This window comes from Pseudomonas mohnii (genome assembly GCF_900105115.1).
GTDB classification, from domain to species: domain Bacteria; phylum Pseudomonadota; class Gammaproteobacteria; order Pseudomonadales; family Pseudomonadaceae; genus Aquipseudomonas; species Aquipseudomonas mohnii.
The window spans coordinates 6211090-6225110 of sequence record NZ_FNRV01000001.1; the positions used below are offsets into that span (position 1 = coordinate 6211090).

The following is a 14021-nucleotide window of genomic DNA, read 5'->3' on the forward strand; positions in this document are numbered from 1 at the left end:
ACATCCGTTGCAACCCTCTAACCTGAGGTTATTGGCAGGCTCTGGTCTGCCGCCTCAGGACATTGAGTCCCATGTATAAAGATTTGAAATTCCCGGTATTGATCGTCCACCGCGACATCAAGGCCGACACCGTTGCCGGTGACCGCGTGCGGGGCATTGCCCGGGAGCTGGAGCAGGAAGGCTTCAGCATTGTCTCGGCCGTGGACTACACCGAAGGGCGTTTGGTGGCTTCGACTCATCACGGTCTCTCGTGCATGTTGATCGCCGCCGAAGACGCCAGCGCTCGTTCGCATTTGTTACAGAATATGGCCGAGTTGATCGGGCTGGCGCGGGTGCGCGCGCCGGACCTGCCGATCTTCGCCCTGGGCGAGCAAGTCACCCTGGAAAACGCCCCCGCCGACGCCATGGCCGAGCTCAATCAATTGCGCGGGATTCTTTATCTGTTCGAAGACACCGTGCCTTTTCTCGCCCGTCAGGTGGCGCGGGCTGCGCGCAAATACCTCGATGGCTTGCTGCCGCCCTTTTTCAAGGCGCTGGTGCAGCACACGGCAGACTCCAACTATTCCTGGCACACGCCTGGGCATGGTGGTGGCGTGGCCTACCACAAGAGTCCCGTGGGGCAGGCCTTTCACCAGTTTTTCGGGGAAAATACCTTGCGTTCGGATTTGTCGGTGTCGGTGCCGGAGCTGGGGTCGCTGCTGGATCACACCGGGCCGCTGGCAGAAGCAGAAGCCCGGGCGGCGCGCAACTTCGGCGCCGATCACACTTTTTTCGTCATCAACGGGACATCGACCGCGAACAAGATCGTCTGGCACTCCATGGTCGCGCGCGATGACCTGGTGCTGGTCGATCGCAACTGTCACAAGTCGGTCCTGCATTCGATCATCATGACGGGCGCAATCCCGCTGTACCTGTGCCCGGAGCGCAATGAGCTGGGGATCATCGGTCCGATTCCGTTGAGTGAATTCAGTCGCGAATCGATCCAGGCGAAGATCGATGCCAGTCCATTGACCAAGGGGCGGGCGCCCAAGGTCAAACTCGCGGTGGTCACCAATTCAACCTATGACGGCCTGTGCTACAACGCGGAGCTGATCAAACAGCAGTTGGGCACCAGCGTCGAGGTGCTGCATTTCGATGAGGCCTGGTACGCCTATGCGGCCTTCCACGAGTTTTTCGCCGGGCGTTACGGCATGGGCACCTCACGCAGTGAAAACGGCCCGTTGGTATTCACCACCCATTCCACCCACAAGCTGCTGGCAGCGTTCAGCCAGGCATCGATGATTCATGTGCAAGACGGTGGCGCGCGGCAGCTCGATCGCGATCGCTTCAACGAAGCGTTCATGATGCACATCTCGACGTCGCCGCAGTACGGCATCATCGCTTCGCTGGACGTCGCTTCGGCCATGATGGAAGGGCCTGCCGGACGTTCGCTGTTGCAGGAGATGTTCGACGAGGCCCTGAGTTTTCGCCGGGCGCTGGCCAATCTGCGCCAGCATATCGCCGCCGATGACTGGTGGTTTTCCATCTGGCAGCCGCCTTCGGTGGAAGGTATCGACCGGGTTGTCACGCAAGACTGGCTGCTGCAACCGGAGGACGACTGGCACGGCTTTGGCGGCGTGACCGACGATTACGTGTTGCTCGATCCGATCAAGGTCACCCTGGTGATGCCGGGTTTGACCGCAGGCGGCGCCCTCAGTGAGCGCGGGATTCCGGCGGCGGTGGTCAGCAAGTTCCTTTGGGAGCGCGGGCTGGTGGTGGAGAAGACCGGGCTGTATTCGTTCCTGGTGTTGTTTTCCATGGGCATCACCAAGGGCAAGTGGAGCACGCTGCTCACCGAGTTACTGGAGTTCAAGCGCAGCTACGACGCCAACGTCAGTCTGGCCCACTGCCTGCCGTGCGTGGCGCAGGAGAATGTTGCGCGTTATCAGGGCATGGGCCTGCGTGATCTGTGCGATCAATTGCACGCCTGTTATCGCAGCAATGCCACGGCCAGGCATCTCAAGCGCATGTACACGGTATTGCCGGAAATCGCCGTGAAGCCGGCTGACGCCTATGATCAATTGGTGCGTGGCGAAGTTGAAGCGGTGTCGATCGATGCTCTGGACGGGCGTATCGCTGCCGTGATGTTGGTGCCATACCCGCCGGGGATTCCGTTGATCATGCCCGGCGAGCGATTTACCGAGTCGACCCGCTCGATCATCGACTACCTGAAGTTTGCTCGCACGTTCGACAGCAGCTTTCCCGGGTTTGTCGCCGATGTGCACGGCTTGCAACACGAAGATGAGGGCAATGGACGGCACTACACCGTCGATTGCATCAAGGAATGAGGACCTTTCCCAGTATGCAACCGGTCATAAACCCGATTTACCCAGGGCTGTCGGTGCGAGTCGCCGACGAAGCTTTTGCCGCCTATATCTGGGGCAGTGATTTCAGTTTTGAAGTCACCGCCTATGGCACCCCCGAAATAGGCCAGCCAGTGGAGCAATGGGCGATCACGCCGATCACGCCCTATCGCAAGTGCTATGGCATTGACCCCGAGGAGTTCAGCAGTTATCGCGACGCCGTCGACAGTGCGATTTTCATGGCGTATCTGGATGACGAGCCGGTCGGCCATATCGTGGTCAGCACTAACTGGAATGGCTTTGCCCATATCGACGAACTGGCGGTGCATGCGCCCGCCCGGCGCCATGGTGTGGCCAAGGCACTGCTGGATGTGGCGCAGTTCTGGAGTCGCAAGAAGAAGCTGCCAGGCATCATGCTGGAAACCCAGAACAACAATCTGGGGGCCTGTCGTCTTTATGAGCGCTGCGGTTATGTGATCGGCGGCATCGATCACCTGCGCTATCGGGGCATCGACCCCAATACCGCCGAGGTGGCGCTGTTCTGGTATCGATTGTTCGATAATCCGCTGGAAAATCCGATCAGTTCGCCAACATCGCCGCGGCTTGTTCCGTGATGATCGCCAACAGGGCCTGAACGGCGGTGGAAGGCTCGCCGTTTTTCAAGCTCAAGGCGTAGAGACTGACCGGCACCGCAGGCGCCAGCGGACAGACATCGAGCCCGGCCGATTTGGCGCCGAGGGCGGTGAAGGGGTCGACGATGGCCAGGCCTTCACCGGCCTCGACCATGCTGCGCATCATCTGGTGAGTCTGTACCCGCGTGTGGATCACCGGAGCCGGGCGCAGCGCATGCAGTTTGTTTTCCAGCGCCGGGCTGAGCGGGTCATGCCCTTCGAGGCCGACCATTGCCTGACCCGCCAGATCCTGCAGGGAAATGTACTTCTGCCTGGGTTGCAGCCAGCCGTGGGGGGCGAGCAGTTGCAGTTTGCCCTGGGCAATCACCTGGCATTCAATCTCGGCGCGATCGGGATCATGCAGGCTCAAGCCCAGATCGCTTTCGCGCAGCAGCAGGCTTCGGACGATGTCGCGGGTCGGTTGGCTGAGCAGGGTGCAGGGCGCGTCAGGCAGGTGTCGGCGCAAAGCCGCAATGCTTTGGGGCAGCAATTGCTGGGCCAGGGGAGGCGTACAAATGATACGTAAGGGCGGGGCCTGGTATTGCCTGAGGCTATTGGCCAGGCGTTGGACCGGTTCAAGCGCATCGTAGACGCGGGCCATTTCGACTTGAAGCTCCCGCGCCTCCCGAGTGGCTTGCAGGCGCCCGCGTACACTGGAGAACAGCATGAAGCCCAGTTGATCCTCGGCGTCGCGCAATATGCGCTCGACTTCGGTCACCGGCAACTGCAGCCATTCGGCGGCGGTGCCCAGGTGACCGGTCTGCAGGAGCGCCTGGATCACTTCGATATGGCGTAAGCGCATGCGTGAAGTCCATGTTCAGCAGGGTGAGGAAGCCAGTGACTGAATCCTAACCCAAGTCTGCGCCTATGACTCCTGCTCATAACGTCGAGTTATGAAGCGGTGCTGGTTACCGGCTCGCGGGTAATGGTGACGCCCGACTGCACCAATAGAAATTCATTTTCATCCAGCTTGTTCACGCGATCGCCAATAGCCAGTTTGTACGTGGTGACAGGCGTCGCGCTTGCCAGGCCGTCTGCCGGCGGGGTGGATTCCTGGAACTCATGTACGGAATAAATGCGGCCTTCCGCGTCTCTTGCATGGAACTGACCGACGAGTACTGCTGCCATCTGCTTAGAACCTCTGGAGATAAATCACTCAATGTGCGGTGGAGTAGACCGTCACTGAACACGGTAAGTTTTCCTGCGTATAAAAAATAATCAGAACGCAGATATACCTGTGTTCACTGGTTGAATCGTCATCTGATCAACTATAACTTCAGGTTCCTCCCACCGATAAGCGAGAGTCTTCCATGAGCAATGTCTATACCGTCGCCGTAGTGGTCGGCAGCCTGCGAAAAGAATCGATCAACCGCAAGGTCGCCCTCGCACTGGCGGACCTGGCGCCGGCCAATCTCAAGCTGAACATTGTCGAAATCGGTGACCTGCCGCTCTACAACGAAGACATCGATGGTGCTACACCGCCGGCAGCCTACAGTAGTTTCCGACAACAAGTGAGTTCATCCGACGCAGTGCTGTTCGTCACGCCGGAATACAACCGTTCGGTGCCGGCACCGATGAAGAATGCAATCGATGTCGGTTCGCGTCCCTATGGCAAGAGTGCCTGGAGCGGTAAGCCGGGGGCCGTGATCAGTGTTTCACCGGGTGCGATCGGCGGATTCGGCGCCAACCATCACTTGCGTCAGTCCATGGTGTTTCTCAACGTGCCGTTGATGCAGCAGCCGGAAGCCTACCTGGGCGGTGCCGGTTCGGCGTTCGACGAGGCGGGCAAACTGTCGGAGTCGGTCAAGCCGTTCCTGCAGAGCTTCATCAATGCCTATGGTCAGTGGGTGGAGCAGCACAAGAAAGTCTGAGGTCGTTCGTGTCCTGAGGGAGTTTTTCTGTGGCAGAGGGGGCAGGCTTCACTTGACAGGCATGTTCCCTGTCACGCAGGCACAACAGTATTGAGTCTATCGTCGCCGTTGCCATGCACGGCGGCTCTACTTCAGAATCCCTGCCGGTCCGCCCCCTCGCTCAAGGCTGTTTCGCATGCTCGCCGCTTCATTGATTTTTCTCCTGACCATTACCCTGGTGATCTGGCAGCCCAAAGGCCTTGGTGTCGGCTGGAGCGCGGTGCTGGGTGCCGTGCTGGCGCTGATTTTCGGCGTGGTGCACCTGAGTGACATTCCGCTGGTGTGGCAGATCATCTGGAACGCCACTGGTACCTTTGTCGCGCTGATCATCATCAGCCTGTTGCTGGACGAAGCCGGGCTGTTTGCCTGGGCGGCGTTGCATGTAGCCCGTTGGGGACGGGGCAATGGACGAAAGTTGTTTGCCTACATGGTGCTGCTCGGGGCACTGGTTTCGGCGCTGTTCGCCAATGACGGTGCGGCGCTGATACTGACGCCCATCGTGATTTCCATGTTGCTGGCGTTGCGCTTTTCGCCGACGGCAACCCTGGCGTTTGTCATGGGGGCCGGTTTCATTGCCGATACCGCGAGCCTGCCATTGGTGGTGTCGAACCTGGTGAACATCGTTTCAGCGGACTTCTTCAAGATTGGTTTCAACCGCTATGCGGCGGTGATGATTCCGGTCAACCTGGTCAGCGTCGCCGCGACGCTGGCGGTGCTGATGTGGTTTTTCCGGCGCGACATTCCCCGGGATTACGACCCCGAGCAACTGGAGCACCCGGCATCTGCCATTCACGACAAGGCAACGTTCTACGCCGGTTGGGCGGTGCTGGTGATTCTGTTGCTCGGTTGTTTTGCACTGGAACCGCTGGGCATTCCGATCAGTGCGATCTCGGCGGTGTGCGCGGCCTTGCTGCTGGCCATCGCTGCCCGTGGGCACAAGATCTCCACGCGCAAGGTCATGAAGGAAGCCCCGTGGCACATCGTGATTTTTTCGCTGGGCATGTATTTGGTGGTCTATGGCCTGCGTAACGCCGGGCTGACCGGGTATCTGGCGGGCTGGCTGGACGTTTTCGCCGGATACGGCGTCTGGGGCGCGGCGCTGGGCACGGGGGTGCTGACGGCGTTGTTGTCATCGATCATGAATAACCTGCCGACGGTGTTGATTGGCCTGCTGTCCATTGATGCGAGTCAGGCGACGGGGGTGGTGAAAGAAGCGATGATCTACGCCAACGTCATTGGCAGCGATCTGGGCCCGAAAATCACCCCGATTGGCAGTCTGGCGACACTTTTGTGGTTGCATGTGCTGGAGCGCAAGAACATCCGGATTGGCTGGGGGTATTACTTCAAGGTCGGGATCGTGTTGACCGTGCCGGTGTTGCTGGTGACCTTGGCGGCGCTGGCGGTGCGGTTGTCCGTTTAAATCGCGTCGCCGCAATCGCGAGCTTGCTCGCGATAGGGCCACTACATTTGTCATAAAATCCGGATCAACCCTGTCCCGGCACATCTGGCCAAAGATCCGCCACCAGAAACAATCGTTCGGCTTCCTCCCAGTCGCCTTGGGCATTTTCCACCAGTCGCACCAGCAACTGCGCCGGGGCCAGCGGCTCCAGATCGCTCAGCCACGCGTCCAACTGCTCGGCGCTCCACGTCTGCTCGGCCGGGTAGTGCGCAGGCGCCAGCCATGCATGGCGGGGCAGGGGTTGCCAGCGGCCAGGCGGGCTCTGGGCCGCGAATTCGGCCCAGTCCTTTTGGTGCAGCCAGCGACCACGCAAATGCTGCGGATGCGCACCCCTGGGGGGTGTGGCTTTCCCTGGCCAGGGATAAAGCAAATAACCGCCCAGCCACAAATGAGCGCTGAACTCGCGGATATCCAGCGCCTCCAGCACTTCGCGGCTTTCCGGGCGCGCGGAAATCGGCAACTGATGCTGGCAAAGGTGCGCCAGTTTGCGGTCCAGTCGATCATGGCAGCCGGGGCCGAGCCATTGCGCGGCATCGTGGCCGTCGCCGTTTTGCGGCCCCAGGTACAGCTTGATTGCCAGCTCCAGGTGATGCACGCCGTCGCGATCACGCAGCAGCATGTCCAGCTCGCCGAGGGTGTGGCCTTCGCGACGAATCGGCATGTTGGCGGCAATCAACTCGATGCCGGGCGCGTGCTGCACGGCATATTGCCAGAGACGCTCGTAGTACAGGCCCAGGCGCCGGGTGCGAGCCTGGGCCAGCCAATGCAGCAAGTCATAACTGTCCCGGTCCAGTTGTCGCAGCCAGTGTTGCAGGCGTTCCGGCGCCTGTACCCAGTCACTGCCGGCCAGCGGGTGGCGCTGCGGCCACGGGGTGTCGCTGAGCATCGGCGGTGCCAGGATGACCCACGCCAGGTCGCGCACTTCGGGGTGGCGCAACTGATGGGGTAACTGCAATAAATCTGGAAATAGGATCATCTTGCGAGCATAGCCCGAAACCGGAAGCTACCTTGAGGCTGAAAGGATTTTGTCTATCCGCGGCTTTCGCCCATAATCGTGCTTTTCGCCGTCGCTGCCCTTCCTTAGGAGCCCCATGGAGCAATTTCGCAATATCGGCATCATCGGTCGCCTGGGCAGTTCTCAGGTGCTGGATACCGTCCGCCGACTGAAACGCTTTCTGCTCGATCGTCACCTGCACGTGATTCTCGAAGACACCATCGCCGAAGTCCTGCCGGGCCATGGCCTGCAGACCTCGTCGCGCAAGATGCTCGGCGAAGTCTGTGACATGGTGATTGTGGTGGGTGGGGATGGCAGCCTGCTGGGCGCGGCCCGTGCGCTGGCCAGGCACAATATTCCGGTACTGGGCATCAACCGGGGCAGCCTGGGTTTCCTGACTGACATTCGCCCCGATGAGCTGGAAATCAAGGTCGCCGAAGTGCTCGACGGCCACTATCTGGTGGAAAACCGCTTTCTGTTACAAGCCGAAGTCCGGCGCCACGCCGAGGCCATCGGTCAGGGCGACGCGCTCAATGACGTGGTGCTGCACCCCGGCAAATCCACACGGATGATCGAATTCGAGCTGTACATCGATGGCCAGTTCGTCTGCAGCCAGAAGGCCGACGGCCTGATCGTCGCGACGCCGACGGGGTCGACGGCCTATGCGCTTTCCGCGGGTGGCCCGATCATGCATCCCAAGCTCGACGCTATAGTGATTGTGCCGATGTACCCCCATACCCTGTCAGGCAGGCCAATCGTGGTCGATGGCAACAGTGAGCTGAAAATCGTCGTGTCCAAGGATATGCAGATTTACCCGCAAGTCTCGTGCGACGGGCAGAACCACTTTACCTGTGCGCCCGGCGACACCATCACCGTCAGCAAGAAAGCCCAGAAGCTGCGGCTGATTCACCCGCTCGACCACAACTATTATGAAGTCTGCCGAACCAAACTCGGCTGGGGCAGCAAGTTGGGGGGTGGAGGCGACTGATGCTCGATCCCGCGCGTAGCTACGACCTGATCGGTGACGTGCATGGTTGCACTCTGACCCTGGAGCACTTGCTCGACCGACTGGGTTATCACAAACAAGCCGGCGTCTGGCGCCACGCTTCGCGCATGGCGGTGTTCGTCGGTGACATCATCGACCGCGGCCCGCGGATTCGCGAGGCGCTGCACATCGTCCACGACATGGTCGAGGCCGGCCAGGCGCTGTGCATCATGGGCAACCACGAGTTCAACGCGTTGGGCTGGTGCACGCCGGCACTCCCTGGCAGCGGCAAGCAGTTCGTGCGCGAACACACCCCGCGCCATGCCCGGTTGCTCCAGGAAACCCTGACCCAGTTCGAGCATCATCCGGCGGACTGGCATGACTTTCAGCAATGGTTCTATGAACTGCCGTTGTTCGTCGATGCCGGGCGTTTCCGGGTGGTGCATGCCTGTTGGGATGCGAGTTTGATCGAACCGTTGCGGGCGCTGTTCCCCAATGGTTGCGTCGATGAGCACTTCCTTCAGGCGTCGGCCATGCCGGGCAGCTTCGCCTGCACCGTGTTCGACCGATTGCTGCGCGGCACCGACATGCGTTTGCCCCATGGTCTGACCATGACCAGCGGCGATGGCCTGACACGCTCGTTCTTCCGTACCAAGTTCTGGGAAGACGATCCGCAAACCTACGGAGACATCGTGTTCCAGCCTGACGCCTTGCCCGACCCGGTGGCCCGCACGCCACTGACGTCAACCGAGAAAAACAACTTGCTGCGCTATGGCATCGACGAACCGTTGCTGTTCGTCGGTCATTACTGGCGCAGCGGCAAACCGGCACCGATTCGTCCGAACCTCGCGTGCCTGGATTACAGCGCCGTGCTCTACGGCAAACTCGTCGCCTATCGCCTGGACCAGGAAACTCGCCTCGATCCGCATAAGTTCGTCTGGGTCGACGTCGAGCGCCCGGAGGTACTGCAATGACGAATGTCGCTGTATTGCGACTGCCGCTGGCGGTGGATTTGAGCGGGTTCGTCAAGTTGCTGCAACGCATGCAGGTACCGCATCGGGTCAGTGAGGAGTCGGGCGAGCAGGTGTTGTGGGTGCCGGCGAACATCAGTGAAGACGTCCGGGTGTTGTACGAACGCTATCCGGCGGGTGACCCCGATGAGCAACTGGCCATCCCGGTGGCCCGAACGGTTCGCCGGCCGAGCTTCGCCTCGCAGCTTCGGCATGCAAAAGGCACGGCGCTGATACTGCTGCTCAGCCTGCTCGTCGGTGTCGTGACCTTGCTGGGCGATAACCTTGCCACCATGCGCTGGCTGACCTTCCTCGATTATCACGTCGTCGGTGAGTACATCCACTTCGTGCCATTGGCCGACAGCCTGGCGGCGGGGCAGTGGTGGCGCCTGGTGACGCCGATGCTGATCCATTTCGGCATCCTGCACCTGGCCATGAATGGCATGTGGTACTGGGAGCTGGGGCGGCGCATCGAATCGCGTCAGGGCACTGTCAATTTGATCGGGCTGACCTTGCTGTTCAGCCTCGTGTCCAATTTTTCCCAGTTCGTATTCGGCGGCCCGACCCTGTTTGGCGGCTTGTCCGGGGTGCTGTACGGCCTGCTCGGGCATTGCTGGATTTTCCAGATATTGTCGCCGAACGCCGCTTATCGCCTGCCCCGTGGGGTACTGGTGATGATGCTGGTGTGGCTGCTGCTGTGCCTGTCCGGGCTGGTCTCGATGATCGGCTTCGGTGAAATCGCCAACGCGGCCCACGTCGGCGGGTTGCTCGTCGGATGCCTGACCGGTTTGTTGGGTGGTTTGTACAACCGCCGTAAACTGGCCGCCTGAAACAGTTATGTACATAGAGAGCGCGGAGACCCAATGTCCTCTTTTAACGAAATGATCAAAAACATCACCCCGGACATCTACCAGAGCCTGAAACTGGCGGTGGAAATCGGTAAATGGTCCGACGGTGGCAAGCTCACCGCCGAGCAGCGCGAGCTGTCGCTGCAAGCGATGATCGCCTGGGAAATCAAGAACCTGCCCGAAGAAGAGCGTACTGGCTACATGGGGCCGCAGGAGTGCAGCTCCAAATCGATTCAAGTGCCCAATATCCTGTTCAAGTCGGATGCCATCCATTGATCGAGATTGGCCGCGGTGCAATCAGTAAAATGTCGGCGCGCCTGGACGGGCCGAACGTGCAATACGCATTTCGTCTGGGCGACGTCGAGGTACCGGTCAACCCCTTGATTGGCACCACGGTTCGCCTGGAATACCTGGGGGCGATCCACTGCACCCATTGCGGACGCAAGACCAAAACCAGTTTCAGCCAGGGCTACTGCTACCCCTGCATGACCAAGCTGGCCCAGTGTGACGTGTGCATCATGAGCCCGGAGCGCTGCCATTACGACGCCGGCACTTGCCGTGAGCCGCAGTGGGGCGAGCAGTTCTGCATGACCGATCACATCGTCTACCTGTCGAACTCTTCCGGAGTGAAAGTCGGGATCACCCGTGCCACCCAGCTGCCGACCCGCTGGATCGACCAGGGCGCCAGCCAGGCCTTGCCGATCATGCGCGTGTCGACCCGCCAGCAATCAGGCTTTGTCGAGGACCTGTTCCGCAGTCAGGTGGCGGACAAGACCAACTGGCGCGCGCTGCTCAAGGGTGATGCGGTGCCGGTGAACCTGGCAGAAGTTCGCGACCAGTTGTTCGACAGCTGCGCCGAGGGGCTGCAAGGCTTGCAGCAACGGTTCGGCCTGCAGGCGATTCAGACCGTCGCCGATGTCGAACCGCTCGAAATCCGCTACCCGGTCGAGCAGTATCCGGCCAAGATCGTCAGCTTCAACCTGGACAAGCAGCCCATTGCCGAAGGCACGCTGATGGGGATCAAGGGCCAGTACCTGATCTTCGACACCGGCGTGATCAACATTCGTAAATACACGGCTTATCAGCTCGCCGTGCATCAGTAAGGACTCCAGCATGCGCACCGAACAACCGAAGATGATCTACCTCAAGGACTATCAGGCTCCCGAGTACCTGATCGACGAAACGCACCTGACCTTCGAGTTGTTCGAGGACCACAGCCTGGTCCATGCGCAACTGGTGATGCGCCGTAACCCCGAGCGTGGTCCGGGCCTGCCGCCGTTGGTGCTGGACGGTCAACAACTGGAACTGCTGTCGGTGACGCTGGCCGATCGCGAGCTGGGCATCGCCGATTACCAGTTGACCGAGAATCATCTGACCCTGCACCCGACCAGTACCACCTTCACGGTCGATACCAGCGTCAGGATCCACCCGGAAACCAACACCGCGCTGGAAGGCCTGTACAAATCCGGCACGATGTTCTGCACCCAGTGCGAGGCCGAAGGTTTCCGCAAGATCACCTATTACCTCGACCGTCCGGACGTCATGAGCACGTTCACCACCACCGTGGTCGCCGAGCAGCACAGCTATCCGGTGCTGCTGTCCAACGGCAACCCGATTGCCTCGGGGCCCGGCGAAGATGGCCGGCACTGGGCGACCTGGGAGGACCCGTTCAAGAAACCGGCGTACCTGTTTGCGCTGGTGGCCGGTGATCTGTGGTGTGTCGAAGACACCTTCACCACCATGACCAAGCGCAACGTGGCGCTGCGCATTTACGTCGAGCCGGAAAACATCGACAAATGCCAGCACGCCATGAACAGCCTGAAGAAATCCATGCGTTGGGATGAAGAGGTCTACGGTCGCGAATACGATCTGGACATCTTCATGATCGTCGCCGTGAACGACTTCAACATGGGCGCCATGGAGAACAAGGGCCTCAATATCTTCAACTCCAGCGCCGTGCTGGCCCGGGCCGAAACCGCCACCGACGCCGCGCACCAGCGGGTCGAGGCGATCGTTGCGCACGAATACTTCCACAACTGGTCGGGCAACCGCGTGACCTGCCGCGACTGGTTCCAGTTGTCGCTCAAGGAAGGTTTCACGGTTTTCCGCGATTCGCATTTCTCCGCCGACATGAACTCGGCCACGGTCAAGCGCATCCAGGACGTGGCGTACCTGCGCACGCACCAGTTCGCCGAAGACGCCGGCCCCATGGCCCACGCGGTGCGCCCGGACAGCTTCATCGAGATTTCCAACTTCTACACCCTGACCGTGTACGAAAAGGGTTCGGAAGTGGTCGGGATGATCCATACCTTGCTCGGTGCCGAAGGTTTCCGTAAAGGCAGCGACCTGTACTTCGAACGCCACGACGGTCAGGCCGTGACCTGCGACGACTTCATCAAGGCCATGGAAGATGCCAACGGCGTCGACCTGACCCAGTTCAAGCGCTGGTACAGCCAGGCGGGCACCCCACGTCTGGCGGTGAGCGAGTCCTACGACGCAGCGGCCCGGACCTACAGCCTGACCTTCCGCCAGAGCTGCCCGGAAACCCCGGACAAGGTCGAGAAGCTGCCGTTCGTGATCCCGGTCGAACTGGGCCTGCTGGACAGCCAGGGCAACGAAATGGCCTTGCGCCTACAGGGCGAAGCCAGCGCCCAGGGCGCTACCCGTGTCCTTTCCGTGACCGAAGCCGAGCAGACCTTCACCTTCGTCGACATCGCAGAACAGCCGCTGCCTTCGCTGCTGCGTGGCTTCTCGGCGCCGGTGAAGCTGAGCTTCCCGTACAACCGCGACCAGTTGATGTTCCTGATGCAGCACGACAGCGACGGGTTCAATCGTTGGGATGCCGGCCAGCAATTGTCGGTACAAGTGCTGCAGGAACTGATTGCCCAGCAGCAGAAGGGCGAAGCGCTGGTGCTCGATCAGCGTCTGGTTTCGGCCTTGCGCACCGTGCTGTCCGACGAGTCACTGGATCAAGCGATGGTCGCGGAAATGCTCTCGCTGCCAAGCGAAGCCTACCTGACCGAAATCAGTGAAGTGGCCGACGTCGAGGCCATTCACATCGCCCGCGAGTTTGCCCGCAAGCAACTGGCCGAAGCGTTGTTCGAAGGCCTGTGGCTGCGTTATCAGGCTAACCGCGAGCTGTCGAAGCAAACCCCGTATGTGGCCGAAGCCGAGCATTTCGCTCGCCGTGCGCTGCAAAACATTGCGTTGTCGTACCTGATGCTCAGCGGCAAGCCTGAAGTCCTGGCGGCGACCCTGGAGCAGTTCGACACCTGCGACAACATGACCGAGCGCCTGACCGCACTCGCGGTGTTGGTCAACTCGCCGTTCGAAGAGCAGAAGGCCAAGGCACTGGCCAGTTTTGCCGAGCACTTCAAGGACAACCCGCTGGTCATGGATCAGTGGTTCAGTGTCCAGGCCGGCAGTGTGTTGCCGGGCGGCCTGGCGCGGGTCAAGGCGTTGATGCAGCATCCGGCGTTCAACATCAAGAACCCGAACAAGGTGCGGGCACTGGTGGGCGCATTCGCGGGGCAAAACCTCATCAACTTCCATGCGGCCGACGGTTCCGGGTATCGCTTCCTGGCAGACCTGGTGATCGAGTTGAACGGCTTCAATCCGCAGATCGCGTCTCGCCAACTGGCACCGTTGACCCGCTGGCGCAAATACGACAGCGCCCGTCAGGCGTTGATGAAAGGCGAACTGGAGCGCATCCGTGCTTCGGGTCAACTGTCCAGCGATGTGTTTGAAGTGGTCAGCAAAAGCCTGGCGTGATGCCTTTTGCGCGGAGTGCCATGTACTCCGC

Annotated in this window: 13 protein-coding genes; 10 read left to right on the plus strand and 3 right to left on the minus strand. The window is 60.5% G+C overall.

The features are described from left to right. Positions 1-71: 71 nt before the first annotated feature. Positions 72-2327 carry an Orn/Lys/Arg family decarboxylase gene (locus tag BLV61_RS28975; RefSeq protein WP_090469243.1) on the plus strand — a complete coding sequence of 752 codons (2256 nt, stop codon included), beginning with the start codon at positions 72-74 and terminating at the stop codon, positions 2325-2327. Between the two features lie 14 nt (positions 2328-2341). Beyond that, positions 2342-2956 carry a GNAT family N-acetyltransferase gene (locus tag BLV61_RS28980; RefSeq protein WP_047528331.1) on the plus strand — a complete coding sequence of 205 codons (615 nt, stop codon included), beginning with the start codon at positions 2342-2344 and terminating at the stop codon, positions 2954-2956. Here the strand turns inward: BLV61_RS28980 and BLV61_RS28985 are convergent. Both BLV61_RS28985 and BLV61_RS28990 read right to left on the minus strand, forming a co-directional pair. Continuing rightward, positions 2922-3815, minus strand: a complete 894-nt coding sequence (locus BLV61_RS28985; RefSeq protein ID WP_090469246.1) for a LysR substrate-binding domain-containing protein — start codon at positions 3813-3815, stop codon at positions 2922-2924. The genes BLV61_RS28980 and BLV61_RS28985 overlap by 35 nt on opposite strands. An 89-nt stretch (positions 3816-3904) precedes the next feature. Beyond that, positions 3905-4141 (minus strand): hypothetical protein, encoded by a 237-nt coding sequence (locus BLV61_RS28990; protein WP_047528335.1) that lies wholly within the window; start codon positions 4139-4141, stop codon positions 3905-3907. A 182-nt stretch (positions 4142-4323) separates the two neighbouring features. Between BLV61_RS28990 and BLV61_RS28995 the strand changes: the two genes are divergently transcribed. Together BLV61_RS28995 and BLV61_RS29000 are read left to right on the plus strand one after the other, a co-directional pair. Then, a complete protein-coding gene (locus BLV61_RS28995) occupies positions 4324-4884 on the plus strand; it encodes an NADPH-dependent FMN reductase (RefSeq protein ID WP_047528337.1) in 561 nt (186 codons plus the stop codon). A gap of 175 nt (positions 4885-5059) precedes the next feature. Continuing rightward, complete coding sequence (locus BLV61_RS29000; RefSeq protein WP_090469249.1) at positions 5060-6343, plus strand: arsenic transporter; 1284 nt, start codon at positions 5060-5062, stop codon at positions 6341-6343. Between the two features lie 64 nt (positions 6344-6407). Here the strand turns inward: BLV61_RS29000 and BLV61_RS29005 are convergent, their stop codons facing one another. Next, positions 6408-7358 carry a DUF1853 family protein gene (locus tag BLV61_RS29005; protein WP_090469252.1) on the minus strand — a complete coding sequence of 317 codons (951 nt, stop codon included), beginning with the start codon at positions 7356-7358 and terminating at the stop codon, positions 6408-6410. Positions 7359-7473: 115 nt separating this feature from the next. Between BLV61_RS29005 and BLV61_RS29010 the strand changes: the two genes are divergently transcribed. Genes BLV61_RS29010 through pepN form a run of 6 tightly spaced genes read left to right on the plus strand, consistent with a single transcriptional unit; the run spans position 7474 to position 13990 of the window. Further along, entirely contained in the window at positions 7474-8364 is an 891-nt protein-coding gene (locus BLV61_RS29010; RefSeq protein WP_047528343.1) for an NAD(+) kinase, read from the plus strand. Further along, positions 8364-9335, plus strand: coding sequence for a metallophosphoesterase (locus tag BLV61_RS29015; RefSeq protein WP_047528345.1), 972 nt, complete (start codon positions 8364-8366; stop codon positions 9333-9335). Before BLV61_RS29010 ends, BLV61_RS29015 begins: the two co-directional genes overlap by 1 nt. Beyond that, entirely contained in the window at positions 9332-10201 is an 870-nt protein-coding gene (locus BLV61_RS29020; protein WP_090469256.1) for a rhomboid family intramembrane serine protease, read from the plus strand. Before BLV61_RS29015 ends, BLV61_RS29020 begins: the two co-directional genes overlap by 4 nt. 33 nt (positions 10202-10234) lie before the next feature. Next, complete coding sequence (locus BLV61_RS29025) at positions 10235-10495, plus strand: YeaC family protein (RefSeq protein ID WP_020799300.1); 261 nt, start codon at positions 10235-10237, stop codon at positions 10493-10495. After that, positions 10492-11322, plus strand: coding sequence for a DUF2797 domain-containing protein (locus BLV61_RS29030; RefSeq protein ID WP_090469259.1), 831 nt, complete (start codon positions 10492-10494; stop codon positions 11320-11322). The genes BLV61_RS29025 and BLV61_RS29030 overlap by 4 nt, the downstream gene beginning before the upstream one ends. Positions 11323-11332: 10 nt before the next feature. After that, on the plus strand, positions 11333-13990 hold the full coding sequence (pepN, locus tag BLV61_RS29035; protein ID WP_090469262.1) for an aminopeptidase N: 2658 nt from the start codon (positions 11333-11335) through the stop codon (positions 13988-13990). Positions 13991-14021: the final 31 nt, after the last annotated feature.